Raw genomic sequence first — 22,986 nt, forward strand, 5'->3', positions numbered from 1 at the left:
GGCGGATCAGCCGACGATCCGGCCCAGTTCGATCCGGTCGAGGTCCGGTGCCCAGGCGTCCGCGTTCCCGAAGGTCACCGTGTTCCTGCCCCGCTCCAGGTCGACGGGGACGGCGAGCGTCCAGAAGTCGTCAGGGCTCCAGGTGTTCTTGAAGGTCACCCGGAGCGGGGCACCGGCGCCCACCGTGATGTCCGCCGTACGGGACACGATGTCCGTGTTGTAGGCGTGGCCGTTGTCGCGCCGGTCGTCGTGCGCGTAGTGGACGACCAGCAGATGGCGGCCGGACCGGGGCGCGTCCACGGTGAACCGGGCCGTACTGGCCGGGTCGTTGCCGAGCCCCGTGATACGGCGGCCGCCAAAGGCGTGGACGGAGTCGACCAGCCGCGCCCCGCCCGTGAGGATCGCGGAGGCGGCTTCGTAGGAGAGCGTGCCGGTCGCCGAGCCGTCGCCGGAGACGTCCAGGGAGCGCAGCGAGGCGTGTCCGGCCGTGACCGTGACGCGGTTGTTGCCCGCCGCGAGGTACAGCCGCAGGGGCCGGCCGGGCGCCGCTGTCACCGTCTCGCCGTGCAGGGCGAGCTCCACGGCCGCCGACGCCCTCGATACGACCGTGAAGTAGCCGTCGCGAGGGGCGTACACGTCGAAGACCGCCCGGTCGTCCCCGCCCAGCACGAGCGCGCCCGTGCCGGCCCCGGCCGACGAGGAGTAGTCGTACGACGGCCTCCCCCCGATGTCCGCCAGGGTCGCCTCGTACGAGGCGGACGGGTCGCCGGTGCGGGCGGTCAGGTCGATGCGGTCGAGGGTGACCTCGGCGTCGCCCTTGGCGAGGGTGAGGACGTGCGTACCGGCCGGCAGATCGACGCGGACGTCCTTCCTGCCGCCGTGGGACCAGTTCTGGGTGGACGGATAGGTGACCGTGACCGGGGTGCCGCCGTCGACCGACAGCCGCTGGGTGGCGGGGCCGCCGGACTGGTTGCCGTACAGGATCGCCAGGTCGTAGGTGCCGTCAGCCGGGACGGTCACCGTGAAGTCCACCCTGCTGGAAGGGGAGTTGAGCGAGCCGACGTCCTGGGTCCCGGAGGCCGCGTAGCCGTTCGCGTCGCTCACCGTGCCGTGGGTGCGGATCCGGCCGTCGGTGACGGCCGCCTCCTCGGCCTCGTACGACGCCGACCACGGGACGCGGACGGGGGCCGGGGTGCCGGCGCCGGCCGGGGTGAGGACGATCCGGTACGCGGACATCCGGCGCAGCCCGCGCAGCGGGACGCTCACCGAGCCGTCGTCGGCCACTCGCACCTTCGTGCGCGCGAGGACCTGCGGCGCCGCGTGCGGCCCCTCGTATCCGGACCACGCGGCCTCGGCGACGGTTGCGACGACCGTACGGCCGAAGACGGCCCGGGAGACGTTCCGTACGACGACGTCGGCGTCGCCGGTGGAGCCGCCGAGCAGCACCTGGGCCTGGCGGCGCGAGGTGTCGAGGGAGGCGAGGCCCTGGAGGGTGTCGACGGTGTGCGGCTTCGGCGGGGTGACCTGGACGGTGTCGCCGGTCAGGCCCGCGTACCAACGGAAGAACCACCAGCCGCCGTTGGGGATGTTCGTGCGCACCACGTTGCCGCTGAGGTTGCCGGCGGCGTCCCAGTAGGCCTGATGGGCGTACACCTTGTTCCGCTCGAACATCGAGACCCACTGCACGAGTTGGCCGGGCACGGAGAGGTCGCGGCGGTTGCCGTACTCGTCGACGCTGACGGTCAGCGGCGCGATGCCCGACTTCCGCTCGATGGCGCGGTACTCGTCGTAGTGGGCCTGGAAGTCCCGCAGCGAGGCGGAGTCCAGCTCGTGCCAGGTCAGCACCTGGGGGAGGACGTTCTCGCGTTGCGCGAAAGCGAGGAAGTCGGTCAGCAGACGGCTGTGGTAGGCGGCTTCGTTGGGTCCGGCGATCCTCGCCGACGGGTCGATGGCGCGGATGCGTTCGTACACCGTCTTCCAGTCCCGGAAGAACCGGTCCCGGTTGGCCTCGTACTCCGCCTGGTCGGCGACATCGAGGTGGTACCAGATCTGGTCGGGCTCGTTGAAGGGGACGCAGACGAAGCGGTCGCTGTCCGGACGGGCCGCGATCTCCGAGACGATCCGGTCGACCCTGGCCAGGTAGTCGTCGATACCCAGGTCCTCGTACGGCCACTCGGCGTAGGAGTCCTGCAGCAGCACGTTGATCTCGCCGGCGCCGGTGCGGAAGAACGACCGCGCGACGGTGAACGCGTCCCCGTTGGGGTGCTGGGCCCCACCCTCCGGCTTCTGGGAGATGCCGGTGATCTTCAGGGGCGCGAGCACGGCGTCGCCGGGGACCCCGTCGTCGCTGAGTCCGTACAGCGCGCCGTTGGCGCCGTGCAGCACCGGGCCCTCGGTGACGGCGAGGTCGACGGTGAGACGCTGGGGGGCGGCGGGCGCGGGCGGGGGCCCCGAACTCTCCCGCACCACCAGTTCCGGTACGGAGACGGGGTGCGCGACGATCCGCGCGGACTCCTCCAGCGCCGAGTGCAGCAGGGCGAACGCCGAGCGGCCGAGACCCGTGAAGTCCAGACGTACGGTGGTCAGTGACGGGGTCAGATAGGCGGCGTGCGGGGCGTCGTCGAAGCCGGCCACGCTGATCTCGCCGGGGACGGACCGGCCGCACTCGTGCAGGGCGCGCAGCACCCCGAGCGCGAGGTCGTCGTTGCCGCACAGGACCGCGGTGACGGCCGGGTCCCGCGCCAGCCGCAGGCCCGCCGCATGACCACCCGCCGGTCCCCAACTCCCCCGCACCGGACGGGGTTCCGGGGCTCCCGCCTCCCTGAGCGCCTGCCGCCAGCCCATGGTGCGGGCGCCGGTGCGGCGGGTGCCGGAGGGGATCGTGACGTAGTGCACGGTCTCGTGGCCGAGGGCGAGCAGATGCCGGGTCGCCTCGTAGGCGGCCCGGCGGTCGTCGGTCCACACCCAGGGGCGCTCGTCCTCGGGTGGGCTCGCGGGGGTCTCGACGATTCCGACGACCGGCAGTCCGGGCGGTACGGAATCCAACGCCCGTACGCCGGCCGGGTCGTAGGCGATCACGATCAGTCCGCCGCCCGAGTCGGCCGCCCGCCGAACCTCGGCGGCGACGGCCGCCTCCTCCGCCGACTCCAGGACGCCGATCCCTACCGAGTAGGAGGCGGCGCGGGCGGCCTCCTCGATGCCACCCAGGACGGACGCGTACCCGTACTGGGTGGTGTCGGCGGTGAGCACGGTCACGGCCCTGCGGCGCCCGCTGGCCAGGGCGAGCGCGGTGGCGTTGCGCCGGAAGCCCAGCTCGTCGATGGCGGCGAGCACCCGCTCCCGGGTGGCCGGCCTGACGCTGGGATGACCGTTGATCACCCGCGAGACGGTCTGGTAGGAGACTCCCGCGGCGGTGGCGACATCGCGGATGCTCGCCGGGCGGGGGTTGTGACCGGTCACATACATTTCGTGATTGTCACCGGTCACATGAGGTGCCGTCAAGGCGGGGGACCGGCCTGTGGAGGTAGGAGCCCACGCTCCCGGTGCTGCTGGTCGGGCCGCATCGGAGCGTGGGCGGGTGACTCACCAGCTGTGCGCGACGTCCACCACGAGGTGGCCGTCCAGTTGCAGCACCCTGAAGGGCAGCCGGGCGCGTACCCCGAGTCCGAACTGCGACTGGCCCTCGAAGCTGCCGCCGTACCGGGTGTCCCGGAAGGTGCGGTATCCGGTGAGGTCGACGCCCGGCAGGGGCTGCCCGGGCCGGCCGGGGTAGGTGGCGGTGCCGGTCTCGAGGTCGTATCCGGGAGCGGACACCCGGATGTCCAGGATGGCACCGCCGCCGATCGGGATGTGATGCCCGGACGGGTCCTGGACGAACTCGTCGACGTATCCGACGGAGTAGCCGAGCTCGGCGGCGGTCGCGCCCGGGACGTCGATGACGAACCGGTCGTAGCAGTCGTGCCGACCGGTCCTGGCGTTGGTGACGAACTCCCCGGACGTGCCGGCGAGGTTCGTCTTGTCGAGGCTGCCCCAGCCGGTGGGGCAGGCGGCGGCCGCCCGCGGGGCCGCGGCCGGGGCGGCCACGGCCGGAACCGCGGCCGCGCCCAGCGTGGCGGTCAGGAGAGCTGCGGTCACCCAGACGGTCCTGCTTCGTGCCATCTTGTTCCCCCAAGGTTGTGAGTGTCTGGTATCAGGGGAGACAGCCCGGTCGGCGCGAAGGTTGCGCTCCTTTCGCCGGAAAGTGGGGAAATCGGCTACCGGGCGGCTTCAGGACAGGCTCTCGGTGGTGTAGGCGCACTCCGTGTAGATGTAGCCCGACTCCAGCTTGGCAGTGTCGGAGGCCGGGGTGGAGCTGTCGCTCTTCGGCTTGTGCAGGAAGTACGTGGTCCCCGTCGGCAGGCTGATCGTGCGCTCCGGGTAGTTCTTGTTGGCGTTGCACGGCTTGAAGCCGCGCAAGATCGTGCTGCTGAGGGAGTACGCCTTGCAGCTGCCGCAGCCCTTGAGGGTGAAACTGCCGGTCACCGGGCCGGTGTACATGACGGTGATGTCGTCGGGGCTGTCGTTCTGGACCGTGACCGAGATGCTGCCGCCGGTGCGGTTCGTGGGCAGCTTCTTGCCGGCGGCCGGGACCGTCTGGGCGATCTCCGCCGCGATAGCGATCTTCTTCGCGAGGCCCGCGTTCTTGGCGGACTTGTGGGCCGAGGCGTACTCCTCCATGGTCGTCTGCGCGGCGTCGAAGTCGCCGTCCCTGTACTGGTCCACACCGCAGGAGTACGTGCCCGCGTCGGCCCGGCTGGAGGCCTGGTCGGCGTCCTTGGCGAGTGCGGCGACGGTCGTGCCCTCCGCCTGGATGGTCTGGATCTGGCTGCTGAGGCTCTTCAGCTGATCGACGGCCGCGCACGGGTCGCTGCCGCTCAGCCCCTTCGCCGTCGCGGTGACGGCCGAGCTCACGGCGGGCTCGACCTTCGCGGCCTGCTCGGAGTCGGGGAAGGAGGTGAGCAGCTCGCCGAACTGCGCGGCCCAGGTGGACTGTCCGCTGGTGAGGCCGTCCGAGGCGCACTCGTAGAGCGAGGTGGCCAGGCGGTCGTCGGGCCAGTCCTTCAGGTCGCTCAGATCGGTCTCGGGCATCTTCTTGGGGACCGTGCGCAGGTAGGTGAGCGGCGCGACCGCCGCGCAGTAGTCGCGCTTGTCGTAGGAGGCGGCGGCGGTCGTGTAGAACGTCTTCATCCGGGCCGGCACCTTCGCGGCCGCCCGAGAGTCCGGGTGGTCGGCGCTCAGGCTCTCGTAGATCTCCTGCGCGGCGCGGTAGTCGGACTCGACCGCGGCGAACGACTTGTCGCCGGCCGCCTCCACCAGGCGGTCGGCCTTGTCGAGCCGGTCGAGGAGCATCTGCTGCGTCGCCTCGTCCCGCGCGTTGTCGTAGAGCACCACGCCCCCGGCCGGGGCGACGAGCAGGACCAGTCCCACCACCAGCGCGAGCGGCGCGGACGGGGGCCAGGACAGGCGGGTGCGCAGACCCACCGACGCGCCGTGCGCCGCCACCGCGGCGAGGAACAGGCCGTACACCACCAGTGCGGCCACCGGGACGCCGTCCGGGTCGGCCGGCAGTGCCACGAACAGCAGAACGGCGGTCGCGACCAGGCAGAGCAGCGTCAGGAGCCAGCGGCGTGTCAGGGCGTAACCGAGGCCGAGACCGCTGAGGTTGAGCACCGCCACCGCGACGGCACGCACCCCGTCCGCCGGAGCGGGCGGCGGTGCCGCCGGCATCGGTGGGACGGCGAACGTGTAGTCGTATCTGCCGTACTGGTCCCCGGACATGGCGGCCTCCCCCGTCAACTGCACCCACGCATCTCTGATTTGTCAGTCTATCGGTCGAAGAACACGTACCGACAGGCCAATAGCCGTCTCATGTGGCGAGGCACAGGCGAATCGGGGCAGGTCGACTCAGCCGTCCGTGACGTTCGCCGTCAGGAGGCGGAGGAGCCGCTTGGCGACGGTGTCCTGTTCCGGCGTGAGGCCCATGGCGTCACCGATGGCGAGGGGGACGGTGGCCGCCCGGTCGCGGAGGCGCGCGCCGGCGTCGGTGAGGCGCAGGGCTACCGAGCGCTCGTCGTCGGGGCGACGTTCGCGGCGCAGGAGGCCGCTCGCCTCCAGGCGCTTCAGGAGCGGCGAGAGGGTGCTGGACTCCAGCTGGAGCGCGGCGCCCAGCTCGCGGACGGAGAGGGAGTCCCGCTCCCACAGCACCAGCATGACCAGGTACTGCGGGTAGGTCAGGCCCAGCTCGTCCAGCAGGGGCCGGTAGCGGGCGGTGACCGCGCGGGAGGCGGCGTACAGGGCGAAGCAGAGCTGGTCGTCCAGGAGCAGGGATCCGTCGGTCGGTGCGGCGGCGGCTTGCTCCACGGCGCGGCTCCCGGTGTCTGTGCTGGTCATCGGTGGCCACCACCCTATCGTTCAAGTCCCCTCGATTCTATCGTGCGCAAAAATATAGCCCGCTAATTAGTTGTGCACGACTTAATCGCGCGCTACTGTTCCTGCCGTGCCGCCGCTTCCCTCCGGGACTACCGTCGGAAGCGTGTCCGCGGCACCCGAACCCCAGGAGGTCGTCATGACCGACACCGCCGCCACGCGCCCCGTTCTCGAGCCCGAGGCCGCGGCGTTCGCCGAGGCGACCGCGAATCCGCCGTATCTGTTCGATCTGGGTCCGGTGGAGGGCCGTAAGGCGGTCGACGAGGTGCAGTCGGGTGATGTGGTCAAGCCGGCGGTGGAGGAGGAGTGGGTCACTGTCGCGGGTGGTGTGCGGGTTCGTGTGGTGAGGCCTGCCGGTGCTGAGGGTGTTTTGCCGGTGATTTTGTACATTCATGGGGCGGGCTGGGTGTTCGGCGATGCCCACACTCATGACCGGCTGGTGCGTGAGCTCGCGGTGGGGGCCGGGGCGGCGGTGGTCTTCCCGGAGTACGAGTTGTCGCCGGAGGCGCGTTATCCGGTGGCGATCGAGCAGAACTTCGCGGTGGCGCGGTGGGTGGTGGCCCAGGGTGGTTCGAGGGGGCTGGACGGTTCGCGGCTGGCGGTGGCGGGTGACTCGGTGGGCGGCAACATGGCGGCGGCGCTGACGTTGATGGCGAAGGAGCGTGGTGGGGTTGCGCTGGTGCAGCAGGTGCTGTTCTATCCGGTGACCGACGCCTCTTTCGACACGGCGTCGTATCACCAGTTCGCGACGGGGTATTTCCTGCGCCGGGATGCGATGCGGTGGTTCTGGGACCAGTACACGAGCGATGAGGCCGAGCGTGCGCAGGTGACCGCGTCGCCGCTGCGGGCCACGGTCGAGCAGCTCGCGGGCCTGCCTCCGGCTCTGGTGATCACGGGTGAGGCCGACGTGCTGCGTGACGAGGGCGAGGCGTACGCCAACAAGCTCCGCGAGGCCGGTGTGCCGGTCACCGCGGTGCGTTTCCAGGGCATCATCCACGACTTCGTGATGCTCAACGCCCTGCGCTCCACACACGCCGCCGAGGCCGCCATCACCCTCGCCGTGGGCACCCTGCGCACGGCGCTGGGGACCGCCTGACCGCTACGGCGATGTGAGGCGGAAGAGCACGACACCTCCCTTGGCCGGGAAGGTGTCGGGCAGCCGACGGGGGTCCGTGGGCAGGCCGTCGAGGAGTACGTCCCGTACGCGGGAGTTCGTCTCCGACGCGTTCGGGGCGACGAGGGTGATCTTCACTCCGTTGCCCCGGTGGATGACGGTGACCGGGAACAGCGGGCTGGCCAGGGCGAGTTGGGGGCTGCCCGGAATCTGCGGGTACATGCCGAGGGCGGCCCAGACGGCCCAGGAGGACATGGCGCCGAGGTCGTCGTTGCCGACCAGCCCGTCCGGACCGTCCCCGAACAGGCTGGTGAGGATGCGCCGTACGGTGTCCTGGGTGCGGTCGGGCCGCCCCAAGTAGTCGTACGACCAAGGGGTGTTGAAGGACGGCTCGTTGCCGAGGTAGGCGTACGGCTGGTCGGCGCCCGCGTTGAACTGGGTGAAGAACGTGTCCAGGCGGGCGGTGACGGCGGCCTCGCCGCCCATCGCGGTGAACAGGCCGGGCAGGTCGTGCGGGACCATCCAGGTGTACTGCGCCGCGTTGCCCTCGACGTACTCCCTGCGCTGGGTCGGCTTGAAGGCGGGCCAGGTTCCGTCGGCGCGGCGGGGCTGGAGGTAGCCGCTGCCGGGGTGGAGCAGGTGGCGCCAGTTGCCCGAGGCGCGCAGCAGCGTGGCCTGCGTCCCGGCGTCGCCGAGCCGGCCGGCCAGGTGGGCGAGGGCGGCGTCGGCGACGGCGTACTCCAGCGTGGTCGCCGCGCTGCCCCACACGCCCTTCGTCCCCGCCGGGATGTAGCCGAGCGAGTCGTAGTACGTGTGTCCGGGCCGTTGCCGCTCGTCCTGGCGCCCCGCGACGGCCGTGCGCAGCAGCTCGCGGGCCTCGAAGTCGGTGCCGCCGAAGGCGTGGACGGAGGCGGCCATGGCGGGCAGCGGGTCGCCGACCATGACGCCGGTACCGCCGTTCCCCAGCGTCCAGCGGTCGAAGTAGCCCGCCTGGCGGCCCTGTTCGAGGATGGACTGGGCGATGTCCGAGGCCTCGCGCGGCGCGAGGAGCGCCAGCAGCTGGATCTGGGAGCGGTAGACGTCCCAGCCGGAGAAGTTCGCGTACTGCACATGCCCGGGCCGGGTGCGGTGGACCAGGCCGTCCATGCCCCGGTACCGCCCGTCGACGTCGCTGAAGGCGCCCGGGTGCAGCAGGGAGTGGTAGAGCGCGGTGTAGAACATCCGGCGCCGTGCCTCGGTGCCCCCGGCGATGGTGATCCGGCCGAGCCAGTCGTTCCAGCGGTGGCGCGCGGCCCGCCGCACCTCGTCGAACGAGCGGTCGCGCTGCTCCACCTCCGCGTTGCGGCGGGCGGCCTCCTCGCTCACGAAGGAGATGCCGAGCCGTACGGTCACCGTGCGGGTGCCGGGGGCGAACGAGACGTACGCCCCGGACGTCCGCCCGTCCAGCGGCTCGGTGTGGGCGAAGGGCCGGTCGAAGACGGCGTGGAAGTACAGCCGGTACCTGACCGGCGTGCCGCAGAAACCGCCGCTGTCCGTGAAGCCGGAGAGGGTGCGGGCGCCGACGGTGAGGGTGCCGGTGGCCTTGTTGAAGGCCCGCCCGGCGTCGACGGTCAGCCCGGCGGGTTCCTGGGCGTCCGCCGGGTAGCTCAGGCGGGCGATGCCGGACCGCTGGGTGGCAGCGATCTCCGTACGGATGCCGTTGTCGAAGTCGACCCGGTAACTCCCTGGCCGCGCCTCCTCGTTGGTGTGCGAGAAGGTGGCATGACGGGCGTCCGGGTCCGGAGCGGGCCGGCCCGTGAGAGGCATGAACGGTACGTTCCCGTAGTCGCCGCAGCCCGCGCCCGAGAGGTGGGTGAGGCTGAAGCCGCGGATCCGGTTGTCGGCGTATGCGTAGCCGCCGTACTGGCGGGTGACCGTGTCGGGGCTCCACTGCACGCCGCCCAGCGGCGCCGAGGCGCCGGGGAAGGTGTTCCCGCCGCCGCCTCCATGGCCCCAGTCCACCCCGCCCGGCTGGGTGCCGACGAAGGGGTTGACGTAACGGGCCGGGTCGTCGACGGGCCTCGCGGACGTGACGGTGGCCCGCGCGGGCGGGCTCAGCAGCACGACGGCGGCCAGCGCGGCCCCGAGGGGTGACAGGCGCACGGAGGTCTCCTTGCGTCGTGGACGGCCGGCGGAGCGCACGGCGGGCGCAGACGCCCACTCTCACCGCCGTCACCGCGCACACCGAGCCGCCGTGCCGCACGACACCCGGAAGTCAGGCACACGGCGCAAGGGGGGGGAGGAGGCCGGAGGGCCGGCGGGCGCGAGGGGCGAGGGCAGGGGCTGCCCGGCCGGCCAGGCCCCGAGGGGCCACCGCAGGGGCGGCGGCCTGCCCCGAGGGCCAGTGGGCGCTCGGCCGGGCGCGCTGGCGCCGGACCGGAGGGAGTGGCTCTGAACAGCGGGGACCTCCCGTCCGTAACTCTGGGTGACTCCGTCTGTGACATACAGTCGGAATGGGGAGGAACATCGGGGAGGGGATGGCTTGCCGCGGGAGTCGGTGCGGTTCACGGTGCTGGGGGACCTTCGAGTGAGCCGGGGGGAGACGGAACTGGACGTCGGCGGGCCGCAGGAGCGGGCCTTTCTGGCCCTGCTGCTGGTCCGGGCGGGCCAACCGGTCGCCGTGAGCGAGATCGTGGACGTGCTGTGGGGCGCCGATCCCCCACGCAGCGCGGTCAACGTCGTCCGCCGGCACGTGGGTTCGCTCCGCCGACTCCTGGAGCCCGGGCTCCCCACCCGCGCCGAGGGCCGCTGGCTGGTGCGGGACGCCGGCGGATACAGATTGGTGACCGACCGTGACTCCGCCGACCTTCCGCGGTTCCGCGCGCTGCGCGAGGCGGCCCGGGACAGAGCGGACACGGCACCCGCACGCGCGGTCGAACTACTCACCGAGGCACTGTCGTTGTGGTGCGGACCGGTCGCCGCCGGGATCCCCGCGCACGCCCGCGCCCACCCGGCCTTCGACGCGGTGGAACGCGAACGGCTCACGGCCGCACGGGAAGCGGCCGACGCGGCCCTGCGCGCCGGGCTGCCGGAGCCGGTCCTGCCGCAGCTGCGCAGGGCCGCCGACGCCCACCCGTTGGACGAACCCGTCCACGGCGGCCTGGTCCGCCTGCTCGCCGCGGCCGGCCGGCGCACCGAGGCGCTGGCCGCGTACGAGACCGTACGGGCGCGGTTGGCCGAGGAGTTGGGCATCGACCCCGGTCCGGAACTGCGAAACGCGCACGACGCCGTGCTGCGGGAGGGACCGGGCACGGCGGGTGACGCGCTCTCGGAGAGCGACGCACCGGCCCCGGCCGGCCTCCCCTTCGTCGTACCCTCCCAACTTCCTCATGATCTGCCCGCCTTCATGGGACGACGGGCCGAGCTGGACGAGATGCTCGCCCTGTTCGGTGCGGAGCCGCAGCATCCCGGGACCGTGGTGATCGGCGCCGTCGGCGGGATGGCGGGCGTCGGCAAGACCACCCTCGCGGTGCACTGGGCGCACCGGGTCGCCGGCCGGTTCCCCGACGGGCAGCTCTATGTGAACCTGCGCGGCTTCGACCCGTCCGGCGCGGTGATGGACCCCGGGGAGGCCGTCCGCGGCTTCCTGGACGCGCTCGGCGTACCGCCCGACCGGGTCCCGCAAGGGCTGGACGCACAGGCCGCGCTCTACCGGAGTGTGCTGGCCGGGCGACGGGTCCTCATCGTGCTCGACAACGCCCGTGACGTGGAGCAGATCCGGCCCCTGCTGCCCGGCACGCCCGGCTGCCGCACCATCGTCACCAGCCGCGACGCCCTGACCGGCCTGGTCGCCGCCCATGGCGCCCACGCCCTGACCCTGCGCCCCTTCGACGCCGACCAGACACACGCCTTCCTGGTGCGCCGGCTGGGCGCCGAGCGGGTGGCGGCCGAGCCACGGGCCGCCGACGCGATCGGCGCACTGTGTGCCGGACTGCCCCTCGCCCTCGCCTGTGTCGCCGCCCGCGCCGCAGTCCACCCGCACTTCCCCCTCGCGGCCGTCGCCGCCGAACTGCGCGAGGCCCACGGCAGCCTCGACGCCTTCGCCCGCGCCGACGCCTCCGTCGACGTCGGCACGGTGTTCTCCTGGTCCACGAGCGCCGTATCGCCAGGGGCGGCCCGTCTCTTCCGGCTCCTGGCCCTGCACCCCGGCCCCGACTTCACCCTCCCCGCCGCGGCCGCCCTCACGGGCCTCCCCCTACGCCGTACCCGGCCGCTGCTGGCCGAGCTCACCGGCCTGCACCTGGTCACCGAGCACAGCCTCGCGCGCTACTCCTTCCACGACCTGCTGCGCGCCCACGCCGGCGAACTCCTCCACGAGCGGGACCCCGAGGCGGAACGGCGGGCCGCGCTCCACCGGCTCCACCACCACTACCTCCACACCGCGCACGCCGCCGACCGCCTCCTCGCACCCAACTCCGACCCGCTGCCCCCGCCGCCCGCTCCCGAGGGCGCTCAGCCCCACCCGCTCACCGACGACGAGCGCGCCCTGGCCTGGCTCACCGCCGAACACCTGGTCCTGCTCGCCGTGGTCGACACCGCCGCCGGCTCCGAGCAACCAGTGCAGGAACGTCTCGCCTGCCATCTGGCCTGGTCCCTGGAGCCGTTCTTCGACCGGCGCGGCCACTGGCACGACGGGCTGACCGCACAGCGCACCGCGCTCGACGCTGCGCGGCGGCTCGACGAACCCGTTCTCGTCGCGCGCGGCCTGCGCGGACTGGCCCGCATCGAGGGCCGCCTCGGCCTGCACAGCCGCGCCGTCCCCCGCCTGGAACAGGCCCTGGAACTCTTCACCGACCTGGGCGACGACACCGGCCGGGCCAACACCCATCGCAGCCTCGGCTGGGAGTGCGACCAACAGGGCGACCTGCCCGGCGCCCTGCTCCACAACCAGCTCGCCCTCGCCCTCTTCCGCTCCCTCGGCGACCGCGCCGCCCAGGCCGGCGTGCTGAACTCGGTCGGCTGGTACCACGCCCAGCTCGGCGAGTACCGGCAGGCGCTGACCCACTGCTTCGAGGCGCTGCGCATGCTCCAGGAACTCGGCGACCGCTACGGCCAGGCCACCACCTGGGACAGCATCGCCTACGCCCACCAGCACCTGGGCCGCCACCCGCACGCCCTGCTCGGCTACCGCAACGCCCTGGCCCTGCTGCGGGAGCTGGGCGTGCCCTACGTCGAGGCCGAGATCCTCCGCCGGGTCGGGGACACCCACCTCGCCATGGGCGACGAGAGGGCGGCCCGCGCCGCCTGGGGAGAGGCGCTGACCCTCCTCCGGGCGCTGAACCATGCCGACGCCGACCTGGTCGCGACCCGGCTGGGCGGAGAGGAGGGCCAGGTCGGTGCCTAGGGACGCGGTCACGTCCTCGGTCGGCGGTGAGGCGACGCGGTTCGAGGTGCTGGGGCCGGTACGGGTCCGGCGCGGGGAACGGGAACTCGACCTGGGGTTCCCCCAGCAGCGTGCCCTGCTCGCCCTGCTCCTGACGCACGCGGGCCGGACCGTGCAGACCGGCGAGATCCTCGACGTGCTGTGGGCCGAACGCCCGCCCGCCAGCGCGCCGAACGTGATACGCCGTTACGTCGGTGCCCTGCGCCGCCTCCTCGAACCCGGACTGCCGCCCCGCGCACCCGGCCGACGCCTGCTGCGCCGGCCCGGCGGATACCTCCTGGAGGCGGGGACGGACGAGGTCGACCTCCTGCGGTTCCGCGCACTGACCCGGCAGGGCAGACGGGCGGCGGCCACCGGGCGGCCCGAGACGGCGGCCCGGCACTTCACCCAGGCGCTGGGGGAGTGGCGAGGACCGCTGGCGATGGGCATTCCGGCAGTCGCCCGGGCCCATGTCCGGTTCACCGCCGTACAGCGCGAACTCCTGGACACCGCTCGCCTGGCGGCCGACGCCGCCCTGCTGTGCGGCCGCGCCGAACAGGTCCTGCCGGCCCTGCGCCACGCCGCCGCCGACGAACCCCTCGACGAGCCCCTGCACGCCCGCCTCGTCCTCGTCCTCGCCGCGTGCGGCCTCCAGGCCGAGGCCCTCAGGACCTACGAGGACATCCGTCGCCGCCTGGCGACCGACCTGTCCCTCACCCCTGGCCCGGAACTCTCGGCGGCCCACACCCGGGTGCTGCGGCAGGAGGTACGGCGGGTGGGGGCCGCGGGAGCGGACGCTCGGATTCCGCGGAAGGAGGCGTGGGGCGTCCCGGCGCGGGTGAGGACGGCGGCCGCCGGACGTCGGACGGGGAGGGGGAAGGCCGGGGGTGGCTCCGGGGCCGTGGGGGAGGCCGCCGCCAGTGTTCCCTTTTCCCCGGTGCCCGCGGATGGCCCCGAGACCGGGGGCTCAAGGATCGGGGTTGCGGCCTGCGACGCCGTGGCGGCCCGTCCGGTGGGCGGCGGACACGTCGGCGAGATCTCCGGAGCGGGGCCCGCCGACGGCGGGCCCGGAGCTCCCGGGCCGGTCGTGCGGGGACGGGCGACAGAGGTGGTCCCGAGGGGTGCCTCAGGGGGTTCGGGGTCCCTCAAGTCCACCGTTCGGCCTGCCCAGTTGCCCCAGGACCCGGCCGGGTTCACCGGGCGGGAGGCCGAGTCCGCCCGGCTGGCGGCGCTCGGACGGGCTTCGGGGGTGGTGCTCGTCGGGGGAATGCCGGGGGTGGGCAAGAGCGCCCTTGTGGTGCACTGGGCGCATCGGGTCGCCCACCGCTTTCCCGACGGGCAACTGTACGTGAGGCTACGGGGGTTCGAGCCGGGGCGGCCCGCCGTGAAGCCCGTCGACGCGCTGCGGTCGATGCTCGCGGCGCTCGGGGTGCCCGCGAGGCACATGCCGGACGGGCCGGCCGCCCTGGGCGGCCTGTACCGCACCCTGTCGGCGGGGCGGCGCCTGCTGGTGGTGCTCGACGACGCCGTCGACACCGAGCAGTCGCGCCCGCTGCTGTCCGCCGCGCCGGGCTGCCTCACGGTGGTCACCAGCCGCAGCGCCCTGCCCGGCCTGGTCGCCTCGGGTGCCCGGCCGCTGCCTCTCGAACCGCCGTCCGCCGAAGACGCGCACGCGATCCTCACCCTGCGTCTCGGTGCCGGCCGGCCGGCCGCCGAGCCCGCGGCCGCCGAGGAGATCGTCGCCCGCTGCGGCCGGCTGCCCCTGGCCCTGACCGCCGTCGCCGCCCGCGCCGCCGCCCACCCGCACTTCCCCCTCGCGGCCGTCGCGGCCGAACTGCGCGCCTCCCACGGCAGCCTCGACGCGCTCGACGCCCTGCGCCCGGTCTTCCTGACCTCCTACCGCCGTCTGCCGGACGACAGCGCCCACCTGTTCCGGCTGTTGTCCCGGCACCCCGGACCGCACATCACCCCGGCGACAGCCGCGTCCCTCACCGGAGCGCCCGTCCGCCGGATCCGTCTCCTCCTCGGCCGCCTCGCCGAATCCCACCTCCTCGCCGAGCCCTCCCTGGGCCGCTACACCCTGCACGACCTGCTACGAGCGCTCGCCGCCGAACTCGCCGAGACGGTCGAGCGGTCCACAGAGAGCTGACAGGTGAACCGACGGGTGAACCTCAGTCGTCACGGCTGCCGTCACTCCGCTGTCACTCTTTTTGCACATCCTCCGACCTACCGTCCGAGCACGTGACCATCCCTGGGAGACAACGGCGGAAGATGCCCAGCACCAGCACCACGACCCCCAGCGCCCCCACCCGTTCCGTCCGCACGCCCCTCGGCGTCGAGATCCTCACCGGCGAGCACCACGGGCAGTCGCCCGCGCGGCTGCCCGGAGAAGGCCACCGGCCGCACCTCGCCCACCGGCTGCTCGCGCGGGACGGCGGCGAGTACCTCTTCGTCGGCCTGCGGGGCGGTACCGTCCCGCCCGACCCCCGGCCCCTCGCCCTCCAGCTCGCCCCCGGCGACATCTGTTTCTACGACGTCCGGCACACCCCCACGCTCGACTTCCCCGAGTGTTTCCGGGCGACGGTGTTCCTCGTCCCGGGCGACCTGCTGGGGCTCGCGCAGCCCGACGCGGGCAGGATCACGCGCACGCCCGTGGCCCGCGACTCCCGCCTCGGCACTCTGCTCTCCCCGCTGCTGTCCGACCTCGCCCGCGCCGCGGCCGAGGCCCGGCCCACGGTCGGCGAGATGCTCGCCTGGAACGCCGTGAACCTGCTGTCCACCCTCGCCACCGAGCAGCTCGGCGGACAGGCCCCGGGTCCGGCGGCCGCCCAGCCGCCGGTGTTGGAGCGGATCCTGGAGTACGTCGAACTGCACCTGACCGACCCGGACCTGTCACCGGAGGTCATCGCGCGCGCCCATCACATCTCCGTGCGCTATCTGCACAAGCTGTTCAAGGACGAGGGCACCACGGTCGGCCGCTGGATCCTGCGCCGCCGCCTGGACGAGTGCCGGCGCGACCTGATGCGCCACGGCCGCGGCAGCCGCACCATCGCGGCGGTGGCCGCCCGCTGGGGCTTCCTCAGCGCCACCCACTTCAGCCGGGTCTTCCGGACCGCCTACGGCATGTCCCCCCGCGAATGGCGCGACATGGCCGCAGGCGCCACGAGGGCCGGACGGGACTTTCGAAACGCCCCCTAGGCCCCGCTCCTCCCCTTGCCCGCGGGCCGTCGGCCGGCCTTGTCGACGACTCCGTGGTCCAGCTCGGCCACGCTGGAGAGCAGGGTTCCGGCCTTGCCGTACGAGGTGTCCTTGGTCAGGTAGCTGCGGGAGCCGAGGAAGGTGAAGTCCTTCTCGTGGAAGACCCACTCGGTCCGGATGCCGTAGCGGGTGTCGTCGCGGGCGATGCCGAGGCCACGGCGGCCGAGCGCGTCGCGGGCCTGCGGGTCCGGGGTGACGCCGGGGATCCTCGCCGCGGCGCGGTAGAGGGCGGCCGCCGTGCGGGGCGGCATCACCCCGCCGAGCAGGGATCCGATCTGCTCGAACACCGCCTGGTCGCGTTCCCGGCCCTGCGCGGCCGGGGTCTTGGCGTACAGGTGGGCGAGCAGCTTGGCGGGGTCGGTGGGCAGGGAGCTGAGCCAGCTGTAGGTGGGCCGGTTGATGCCGGCCGGTGTGCCGTCGGTGTCACCGAGTTCGGCGTTGACGGGGAAGGTCTCGCCGTCCTCCCGGATCAGGCCGAGCTTGCGCAGGGGCCCCGGTTCCTGCGCGGCCCACTCCTCACGGTCCATCAGCGGGCCGAGCACGGCCTTGCCGCTGGTCAGGTCGGCCCCGCGGACCTTCTCCCGGGTGTAGACGAACTGGTCGTCCCGCACGACGAGCGTGGCGTGCTTCTCCGCGGCGACGGAGATCCGGTCCAGCAGCGCCGCGGCGGGCCGCATGTCCGTGGCCGCCTCGTGCGAGGCGGTGTCGGACGGTTTGTGATCGCCGCCGTGTAGGGCCGCTCCCGCGGCCAGCGCGCAGGCCAGGGCCAGCGCGGTCGCCGGCGCCAGGAGCGCGGGCCGCAGCAGTCGGCGGGCCGGGCGGGCGGGGTGCGCCGGGACGGCATGGTCGCGGTCGATGTGGTGCATCAACAGATCCTTGTGTCGGAGGTGCTGCTCGCGCGGAAGGTCCCAGTCGGCCGGGGCGGGCAGCAGGCGGGCGATCTCCTCGCGGTCGCCGTGCCGCTCCGGGGAAGGATCGGTGGCCCTGTCGTTCATGTGAGCTCCTCCCGTACGGGCATGGCCGCGATCGCGGCCGCACTTGTCATCTCTCCGCGGGCGGTGGGCAGTTCCCGCTCTTCTTCCGCGAGCAGGGCGAGCTTCTTACGGGCACGCGAGAGGCGGGAGCGCACGGTGCCGACGGCGATGCCCAGCGCCTCCGCCGTCTGCTGGTAGTCCAGGCCGGACCACACGCACAGGGCCAGCACCTCCCGCTCCTGACGACGGAGCCGGCCCAACGCGGCCTGCACGGCACGCAGGCGCCGTGCGTCGTCGATCCGTCCGACCGTCCTGGGCGCGAAGTCCTCCTCCGCACGCGGCTGCGGCTGACGCGCCAGGAACAACTGCCGTCTGCGCAGCCCCCTGCGGGCGTTGTCCGCCTTGTGGGTGGCGATGCCCAGCAGCCAGGGCAGCAGGGTGCCGCCCTCCGCCTGAACACGGGCACGGGTCCGCCACGCGGTCAGGAACGTTTCGGACATGATCTCTTCGGCCGTCGACCAGTCGCCCGTCAACCGCAGTCCGTGGTTGTACACGGCACGGGCGAAATCCTCGTACAGCTGGGCGAACGCCTCACGGTCCCCCTCGCGCACGCGACGGCGTACGTCGTTCTCTGAGTCCCTCACGACCACTTCTCTCCGTGACCTGGGAGGAGTTCCTGTGGCCTGCGTCACGCGACGGTGGTGAGGTCCAGGTGGGATCCGGTGAACCGGGACCGCATCATGCGGTCGTGGGTGGCGATCACCAGGGCGCCACGGTAGTCCGTCAGTGCCTCCTCCAGTTCTTCGACGAGTGCGGGGGACAAGTGGTTCGTGGGTTCGTCCAGGAGCAGCAGGTCCACGGGCTGGCTGACCAGTCCGGCCAGTTCGATGCGGCGTCGTTGACCGTACGAGAGCTCTTCCACACGCAGGCGGAGGTCGGCCGGCGTGAACAGCCCCAGGGAGAGCAGCAGGTCGGTGTGCTCGTCGAGGGTGCCGGTCCGCCCACGGGCGAACGCCTGGACCACGGTGAGGCCGGGCGGCCACGGTGTCTGGTCCTGCCGCAGGTGTCCGACGCGCCCCGGGACGCGGACCCGGCCGGTGTCCGGTCGTAACTCACCGGCCAGGACCTTCATGAGCGTGGTCTTGCCCACGCCGTTGGGGCCGGTCACCAGCAGCCGTTCGCCGGGGCGGACCCGTAGGGACGGCACGCGCAGACGATCGGCGACGAACACGTCGGTGAGCTCCGCCGCGGGGACCGGCTCGGACGCGTCCTCGGCCGCTTCGGGCGGTTCCCCGGCCACCTCGGCGGTGGTGATGCGGGCGCTGAGGACGAGCGGGGTGGGGGGCGGTTCGACGGGTTCGCGGGTCAGCCGTGCGAGGCGTTCCTTGGCGTTGCGGATCCGGACCATCGCGCCGTGCCCCCGTCCGCGGGCGCGGAAGCCCCCGTGTCCGAAGACGCTCAGCGGCGTCTTGCGCGGGATGGCGTCCAGCCGCGCCACGTTGGACTCGGCCAGCCGCCGGTTGCGGGCCAGTTCGTCATGCCAATCCTCGTACTTCTGGATCCGGCGTCGGCGCTCGGCCGCCTTCGCGGCGAGGTAGCCGTCGTATCCGTCGCCATACCGTGTGACGGTGCCCGCCTCCACTTCGAGGACGGTGGCGGTGAGTTGTTCGAGGAAGACACGGTCGTGGGTGACGGCGATCACCGTGCCGTGGTACTGGCGAAGCAGTGCCTCCAGCCACGCGGTGGCCTGGTCGTCGAGGTCGTTGGTCGGTTCATCCAGCAGCAGGAGTTCCGGCTGCGCGGCCAGGGTGGCGGCCAGGGCCAGGCGGGAGCGCTCGCCGCCCGAAAGCGTCACGAGCGGCCTGTCGCGCTCCAGCTGCGGCACTCCGAGCCCGTGCAGCGCGATGTCCACCCGGCCGTCGGCGTGGTGGCCGTCGCGGGCCTCGTACTGTTCCAGCAGCGCGGAATAGGCCTGCAAGTCCGCGTCGAGCCGCGCCCCTTCGGCGCCCGCGAGGTCCGCCTCGGCCCGGCGTATGCGTGCTTCGAGTGCGCGCAGGTCGGCCAGGGACGCGTCGACGGCGTCCTGGACGGTGGCATCGGGCGGGAGCGACAGCGCCTGGGCGAGGTACCCGGTGCCGCCCGGCGCGACAACGCTCAACTCGCCGTCGTCCCCGTGCTCCTCGCCGGCGATGAGCCTCAGAAGGGTGGATTTTCCGGCGCCGTTGTCACCGATGACACCCACCTTCTCGCCCGGTTTGACGGTGAAGGAGACCTTGTCGAGGACGAGGTGGTCGCCGTATCGCTTGCTGATGTCGTGAAGGGCCAGTTGTGAGGTGTGCAAGAAGGTGTCCCCCTTGATCTCGGCCGGGTGGGGCCGGTGCGGAGTGGATCGGTGGCGGCGCTTCACCGATCGGGTTCAGGCGGGCCGCGCCCACTCGACGAACTGGACGACGACCCCGTTGGGGTCGGTGACCTGGAAGAGCCGCTCGCCCCATGGCTCCTCGCGCAGCGGCATGGTGATGTCCACACCCTGCTCCCGAAGTCGCCGCTCCTCGTCCGCGAGACCGGTGACGGTGAAGGCCAGGATGAGCCCCGACACACGCTGGTCGCGCTGCTCGGCGGGCAGGACGTCGATGCCGCGGCGCAGCAACACGATGTCGACCGCGGCGCCCTCGCGGGTCAGCGAGGCGAACCCGTCGGCGGTGGCGACCTCTTCGTAGCCGAGGTGGGTGGTGAAGAAGGCGTGGGACGCGGCCACGTCGTCGACGGTGAGCGAGACGGTTGAGGCTGTGATCCGCATGGTGTTCCCTCCCGGCAAAAACTTACAACGGACGTAAACTTATACTCGACACATTCAGGAGGTCAACATATTTTTACTACGAGAGTAAGATTCCCCTCATGGCTATCGACACGAGCGGACTCCGTGAGTCCAAGAAGCGCGAGACACGACAGCTGATCTCGGACCACGCGACCCGGCTGTTCCTCGACCAGGGCTTCGAGCAGACGACGATCGCGGAGATCGCCGCAGCGGCCCGGGTCGCGAAGAAGACGGTCACCAACTACTTCCAGCGCAAGGAAGATCTGGCCCTCGACCACCAGGAGGAGTTCGTCGCCGGCCTGGCCGAGGTGGTGGCGGGGCGCGCGGCGGGCGAGTCCGCCCTGACCGCGCTGCGCACCGCCTTCCTCGCCGCCGTCGAGGAGCACGACCCCGTGGCGGGCTTCAGCGGCCCGGACTTCTCTCGCATGATCGCCGAGAGCCCCACCCTCACCGCTCGGCTGCGCGACCTCCACGACCGGCGGGAGCACGCACTGGCCGAGACCCTCGCGGCGGCCACCGGCACCCCCGCAGCCGACGACATCACCCCCCGCGCCGTCGCAGCCCAACTCGGCGCAGCCCACCGGCTGCTGTTCGAACGTATCCAGGAACTGACCCTCGCCGACCACGACAACGAGCACATCGCCGCCGTGATCACCCACGAAGCCACCCAGGTCTTCGCACTCCTGGAGCCAGCCCTCGGCGACTACGCGGTCGCCCCTTGAGCCTGCGAGACAAAGCGAAGGAGGCCAGGCCACCAGTCACGTGACCTGGCCTCCTCGGATCAGCACCGCCCGAGACCCACGCGCGCATGCCTCGCTCAGTGCGACGCGCACGCCGGCTCGCGGCGATCTCCTGCTCGCTCGCACCGCGGGCCGCCCCGGATCACAGGCGGACGGGCGTCGTTCAGGCCGGGCACGACCCGTCGGCCGAGCGCGTCGACGACCCGTGTGTCCGGGCCGACGCCCGGCCATGTCCTGGTCGTCCCCGACCACCGTGACGACACCGCCGCGCACCGCGAGCGCCCTGGCCGGCGGGCGGCGCGGATCCTGTGTGTGGGTGCGCACATTGTGTACGACGAGTTCCGCGGCATCCTGCGCTGTGAGGACATCACCGGTGCACGCGCGGGCAATTCCCGCTCGTCCCGCGGATCTAGCGTGCGGGGGCAGGACAACGCACCCCGAAAACACCAGGAGATTCCCATGTCCGACGTCCTAGAGCCGGTCGTGCCGGTGCTCGAGCCCGAGGCCGCGGCGTTCGCCGAGGCGACCGCGAATCCGCCGTATCTGTTCGATCTGGGTCCGGTGGAGGGCCGTAAGGCGGTCGACGAGGTGCAGTCGGGTGATGTGGTCAAGCCGGCGGTGGAGGAGGAGTGGGTCACTGTCGCGGGTGGTCCGACGGGTGGTGTGCGGGTTCGTGTGGTGAGGCCTGCCGGTGCTGAGGGTGTTTTGCCGGTGATTTTGTACATTCATGGGGCGGGCTGGGTGTTCGGCGATGCCCACACTCATGACCGGCTGGTGCGTGAGCTCGCGGTGGGGGCCGGGGCGGCGGTGGTCTTCCCGGAGTACGAGTTGTCGCCGGAGGCGCGTTATCCGGTGGCGATCGAGCAGAACTTCGCGGTGGCGCGGTGGGTGGTGGCCCAGGGTGGTTCGAGGGGGCTGGACGGTTCGCGGCTGGCGGTGGCGGGTGACTCGGTGGGCGGCAACATGGCGGCGGCGCTGACGTTGATGGCGAAGGAGCGTGGTGGGGTTGCGCTGGTGCAGCAGGTGCTGTTCTATCCGGTGACCGACGCCTCTTTCGATACGGCGTCGTATCGCCAGTTCGCGACGGGGTATTTCCTGCGCCGGGATGCGATGCGGTGGTTCTGGGACCAGTACACGAGCGATGAGGCCGAGCGTGCGCAGGTGACCGCGTCGCCGCTGCGGGCCACGGTCGAGCAGCTCGCGGGCCTGCCTCCGGCTCTGGTGATCACCGGTGAGGCCGACGTGCTGCGGGACGAGGGCGAGGCGTACGCCAACAAGCTCCGCGAGGCCGGTGTGCCGGTCACCGCGGTGCGTTTCCAGGGCATCATCCACGACTTCGTGATGCTCAACGCCCTGCGCTCCACACATGCCGCCGAGGCCGCCATCACCCTCGCCGTGAGCACCCTCCGCGACGCCCTGCACGTCTGATCTTCGGGAGACAGCACAGTCATGACCACCACGCCCACCGTCGTACTCGTCCACGGCGCGTTCGCCGACGCCGCCAGCTGGTCCGGCGTCATCACGGAACTGCAGGACCACGGCATCCCGGTGATCGCCCCGCCGAACCCACTGCGCGGCCTCGCCTCCGACGCCGCCTACGTCGCCTCCGTCGCCGCCCAGATCGACGGCCCGGTGATCCTCGTCGGCCACTCCTACGGCGGCGCCCTCATCACGGTCGCCGGCGTCACGGAGAACGTGGTCGGCCTCGTCTACGTCGCCGCCTACGCCCTGGAGGAGGGCGAGAGCCTCGGCGAGCTGCAGGGCCGCTTCCCGCTGTCGCCGCTGGTCAGCAACCTCAGGCAGTGGACGTACCCGACCCCGGACGGCGAGTCGGCCGCCGAGGTCACCATCGCCGAGGACGCCTTCCCCGCGATCTTCGCGGCCGACGTTCCCTCGGACGTCACCAAGGTCCTCGCCGCGGCCCAGCGCCCCCTGGCCGCCGCCGCGTTCGAGGAGAAGGCCGCCGCGGCCGCCTGGCGGACCAAGCGGTCCTGGGCGCTGATCGCCGGTGCGGACCAGGCCATCAACCCCGAGGTGGAGCGGTTCGGCGCCAAGCGCGCCGGGGCGACGACCGTCGAGCTGGAGGGCGCCTCGCACGCCGTCGCCGTCTCGCAGCCGAAGGAAGTCGCGGACCTGATCCGGGACGCGGTGCGCGCGACGAGCTGACGCGCCCCCCGGCAGCCGCGCGGACGTGTCTCCCCGGTACACGTCCGCGT

16 protein-coding genes and 2 pseudogenes are annotated in these 22,986 nt (G+C 72.5%); 7 read left to right on the top strand and 11 right to left on the bottom strand.

Annotated elements, in window-relative coordinates:
* Window positions 1–6 precede the first annotated feature (6 nt).
* The 5 genes and pseudogenes from ACIBVL_RS40895 to ACIBVL_RS40915 form a co-directional block, all read right to left on the bottom strand.
* A complete protein-coding gene (locus ACIBVL_RS40895) occupies window positions 7–2,469 on the bottom strand; it encodes a cellulosome protein (RefSeq protein WP_399106044.1) in 2,463 nt (820 codons plus the stop codon).
* Window positions 2,464–3,465 (bottom strand): annotated as a pseudogene (locus ACIBVL_RS40900) (LacI family DNA-binding transcriptional regulator); the annotation flags it as partial. The gene ACIBVL_RS40895 and the pseudogene ACIBVL_RS40900, both read right to left, overlap by 6 nt.
* A 117-nt stretch (window positions 3,466–3,582) precedes the next feature.
* On the bottom strand, window positions 3,583–4,158 hold the full coding sequence (locus ACIBVL_RS40905; RefSeq protein ID WP_399105940.1) for a hypothetical protein: 576 nt from the start codon (window positions 4,156–4,158) through the stop codon (window positions 3,583–3,585).
* 108 nt (window positions 4,159–4,266) lie between these two features.
* The gene (locus tag ACIBVL_RS40910; RefSeq protein ID WP_399105942.1) at window positions 4,267–5,817 is read right to left on the bottom strand and encodes a hypothetical protein; all 1,551 of its coding nucleotides are present in this window, start codon (window positions 5,815–5,817) and stop codon (window positions 4,267–4,269) included.
* A gap of 126 nt (window positions 5,818–5,943) precedes the next feature.
* The gene (locus tag ACIBVL_RS40915) at window positions 5,944–6,429 is read right to left on the bottom strand and encodes a MarR family winged helix-turn-helix transcriptional regulator (protein ID WP_399105944.1); all 486 of its coding nucleotides are present in this window, start codon (window positions 6,427–6,429) and stop codon (window positions 5,944–5,946) included.
* A 175-nt stretch (window positions 6,430–6,604) separates the two neighbouring features.
* On the opposite strand from ACIBVL_RS40915, the gene ACIBVL_RS40920 reads away from it, so the two are divergent.
* Window positions 6,605–7,561 (top strand): alpha/beta hydrolase, encoded by a 957-nt coding sequence (locus ACIBVL_RS40920; protein WP_399105946.1) that lies wholly within the window; start codon window positions 6,605–6,607, stop codon window positions 7,559–7,561.
* 3 nt (window positions 7,562–7,564) lie between these two features.
* Here the strand turns inward: ACIBVL_RS40920 and ACIBVL_RS40925 are convergent, their stop codons facing one another.
* Window positions 7,565–9,721 (bottom strand): GH92 family glycosyl hydrolase, encoded by a 2,157-nt coding sequence (locus ACIBVL_RS40925; RefSeq protein ID WP_399105948.1) that lies wholly within the window; start codon window positions 9,719–9,721, stop codon window positions 7,565–7,567.
* A 379-nt stretch (window positions 9,722–10,100) separates the two neighbouring features.
* Between ACIBVL_RS40925 and ACIBVL_RS40930 the strand changes: the two genes are divergently transcribed.
* The 3 genes from ACIBVL_RS40930 to ACIBVL_RS40940 all read left to right on the top strand — a co-directional run bounded on the left by ACIBVL_RS40930 (window position 10,101) and on the right by ACIBVL_RS40940 (window position 16,178).
* The gene (locus ACIBVL_RS40930) at window positions 10,101–12,962 is read left to right on the top strand and encodes an AfsR/SARP family transcriptional regulator (RefSeq protein ID WP_399105949.1); all 2,862 of its coding nucleotides are present in this window, start codon (window positions 10,101–10,103) and stop codon (window positions 12,960–12,962) included.
* A complete protein-coding gene (locus tag ACIBVL_RS40935; RefSeq protein ID WP_399105951.1) occupies window positions 12,955–15,129 on the top strand; it encodes a BTAD domain-containing putative transcriptional regulator in 2,175 nt (724 codons plus the stop codon). Before ACIBVL_RS40930 ends, ACIBVL_RS40935 begins: the two co-directional genes overlap by 8 nt.
* 122 nt (window positions 15,130–15,251) lie before the next feature.
* The gene (locus ACIBVL_RS40940; protein ID WP_399105953.1) at window positions 15,252–16,178 is read left to right on the top strand and encodes a helix-turn-helix domain-containing protein; all 927 of its coding nucleotides are present in this window, start codon (window positions 15,252–15,254) and stop codon (window positions 16,176–16,178) included.
* Here ACIBVL_RS40940 and ACIBVL_RS40945 read toward each other — a convergent pair.
* From ACIBVL_RS40945 to ACIBVL_RS40960, 4 genes are all read right to left on the bottom strand, one after another.
* A complete protein-coding gene (locus ACIBVL_RS40945) occupies window positions 16,175–17,233 on the bottom strand; it encodes a CU044_5270 family protein (RefSeq protein WP_399105955.1) in 1,059 nt (352 codons plus the stop codon). The genes ACIBVL_RS40940 and ACIBVL_RS40945 overlap by 4 nt on opposite strands.
* A complete protein-coding gene (locus tag ACIBVL_RS40950) occupies window positions 17,230–17,856 on the bottom strand; it encodes an RNA polymerase sigma factor (protein WP_399105957.1) in 627 nt (208 codons plus the stop codon). Before ACIBVL_RS40950 ends, ACIBVL_RS40945 begins: the two co-directional genes overlap by 4 nt.
* A gap of 44 nt (window positions 17,857–17,900) precedes the next feature.
* Window positions 17,901–19,553, bottom strand: a complete 1,653-nt coding sequence (locus tag ACIBVL_RS40955; protein ID WP_399105959.1) for a TlrC/CarA/OleB/SrmB family ABC-F type ribosomal protection protein — start codon at window positions 19,551–19,553, stop codon at window positions 17,901–17,903.
* 75 nt (window positions 19,554–19,628) lie between these two features.
* The gene (locus ACIBVL_RS40960; RefSeq protein ID WP_399105961.1) at window positions 19,629–20,012 is read right to left on the bottom strand and encodes a VOC family protein; all 384 of its coding nucleotides are present in this window, start codon (window positions 20,010–20,012) and stop codon (window positions 19,629–19,631) included.
* A 98-nt stretch (window positions 20,013–20,110) separates the two neighbouring features.
* Between ACIBVL_RS40960 and ACIBVL_RS40965 the strand changes: the two genes are divergently transcribed.
* Complete coding sequence (locus ACIBVL_RS40965) at window positions 20,111–20,752, top strand: TetR/AcrR family transcriptional regulator (RefSeq protein WP_399105963.1); 642 nt, start codon at window positions 20,111–20,113, stop codon at window positions 20,750–20,752.
* A 149-nt stretch (window positions 20,753–20,901) separates the two neighbouring features.
* Here the strand turns inward: ACIBVL_RS40965 and ACIBVL_RS40970 are convergent.
* A pseudogene (locus tag ACIBVL_RS40970) lies at window positions 20,902–21,160 on the bottom strand (amidohydrolase); the annotation flags it as partial.
* A 69-nt stretch (window positions 21,161–21,229) separates the two neighbouring features.
* Between ACIBVL_RS40970 and ACIBVL_RS40975 the strand changes: the two are divergent.
* Both ACIBVL_RS40975 and ACIBVL_RS40980 read left to right on the top strand, forming a co-directional pair.
* Window positions 21,230–22,198, top strand: a complete 969-nt coding sequence (locus ACIBVL_RS40975) for an alpha/beta hydrolase (protein ID WP_399105964.1) — start codon at window positions 21,230–21,232, stop codon at window positions 22,196–22,198.
* 21 nt (window positions 22,199–22,219) lie between these two features.
* Entirely contained in the window at window positions 22,220–22,936 is a 717-nt protein-coding gene (locus ACIBVL_RS40980; RefSeq protein ID WP_399105966.1) for an alpha/beta fold hydrolase, read from the top strand.
* Window positions 22,937–22,986: the final 50 nt, after the last annotated feature.

The organism is Streptomyces sp. NPDC049687, assembly GCF_044465285.1.
GTDB lineage: Bacteria > Actinomycetota > Actinomycetes > Streptomycetales > Streptomycetaceae > Streptomyces.

Coding starts and splice junctions, on each gene's coding strand:
- ACIBVL_RS40905 (WP_399105940.1), bottom strand. CDS start 4,158: ATGGCACGAAGCAGGACCGTCTGGGTGACCGCAGCTCTCCTGACCGCC.
- ACIBVL_RS40910 (WP_399105942.1), bottom strand. CDS start 5,817: ATGTCCGGGGACCAGTACGGCAGATACGACTACACGTTCGCCGTCCCA.
- ACIBVL_RS40915 (WP_399105944.1), bottom strand. CDS start 6,429: ATGACCAGCACAGACACCGGGAGCCGCGCCGTGGAGCAAGCCGCCGCC.
- ACIBVL_RS40920 (WP_399105946.1), top strand. CDS start 6,605: ATGACCGACACCGCCGCCACGCGCCCCGTTCTCGAGCCCGAGGCCGCG.
- ACIBVL_RS40940 (WP_399105953.1), top strand. CDS start 15,252: ATGCCCAGCACCAGCACCACGACCCCCAGCGCCCCCACCCGTTCCGTC.
- ACIBVL_RS40945 (WP_399105955.1), bottom strand. CDS start 17,233: ATGAACGACAGGGCCACCGATCCTTCCCCGGAGCGGCACGGCGACCGC.
- ACIBVL_RS40960 (WP_399105961.1), bottom strand. CDS start 20,012: ATGCGGATCACAGCCTCAACCGTCTCGCTCACCGTCGACGACGTGGCC.
- ACIBVL_RS40965 (WP_399105963.1), top strand. CDS start 20,111: ATGGCTATCGACACGAGCGGACTCCGTGAGTCCAAGAAGCGCGAGACA.
- ACIBVL_RS40975 (WP_399105964.1), top strand. CDS start 21,230: ATGTCCGACGTCCTAGAGCCGGTCGTGCCGGTGCTCGAGCCCGAGGCC.
- ACIBVL_RS40980 (WP_399105966.1), top strand. CDS start 22,220: ATGACCACCACGCCCACCGTCGTACTCGTCCACGGCGCGTTCGCCGAC.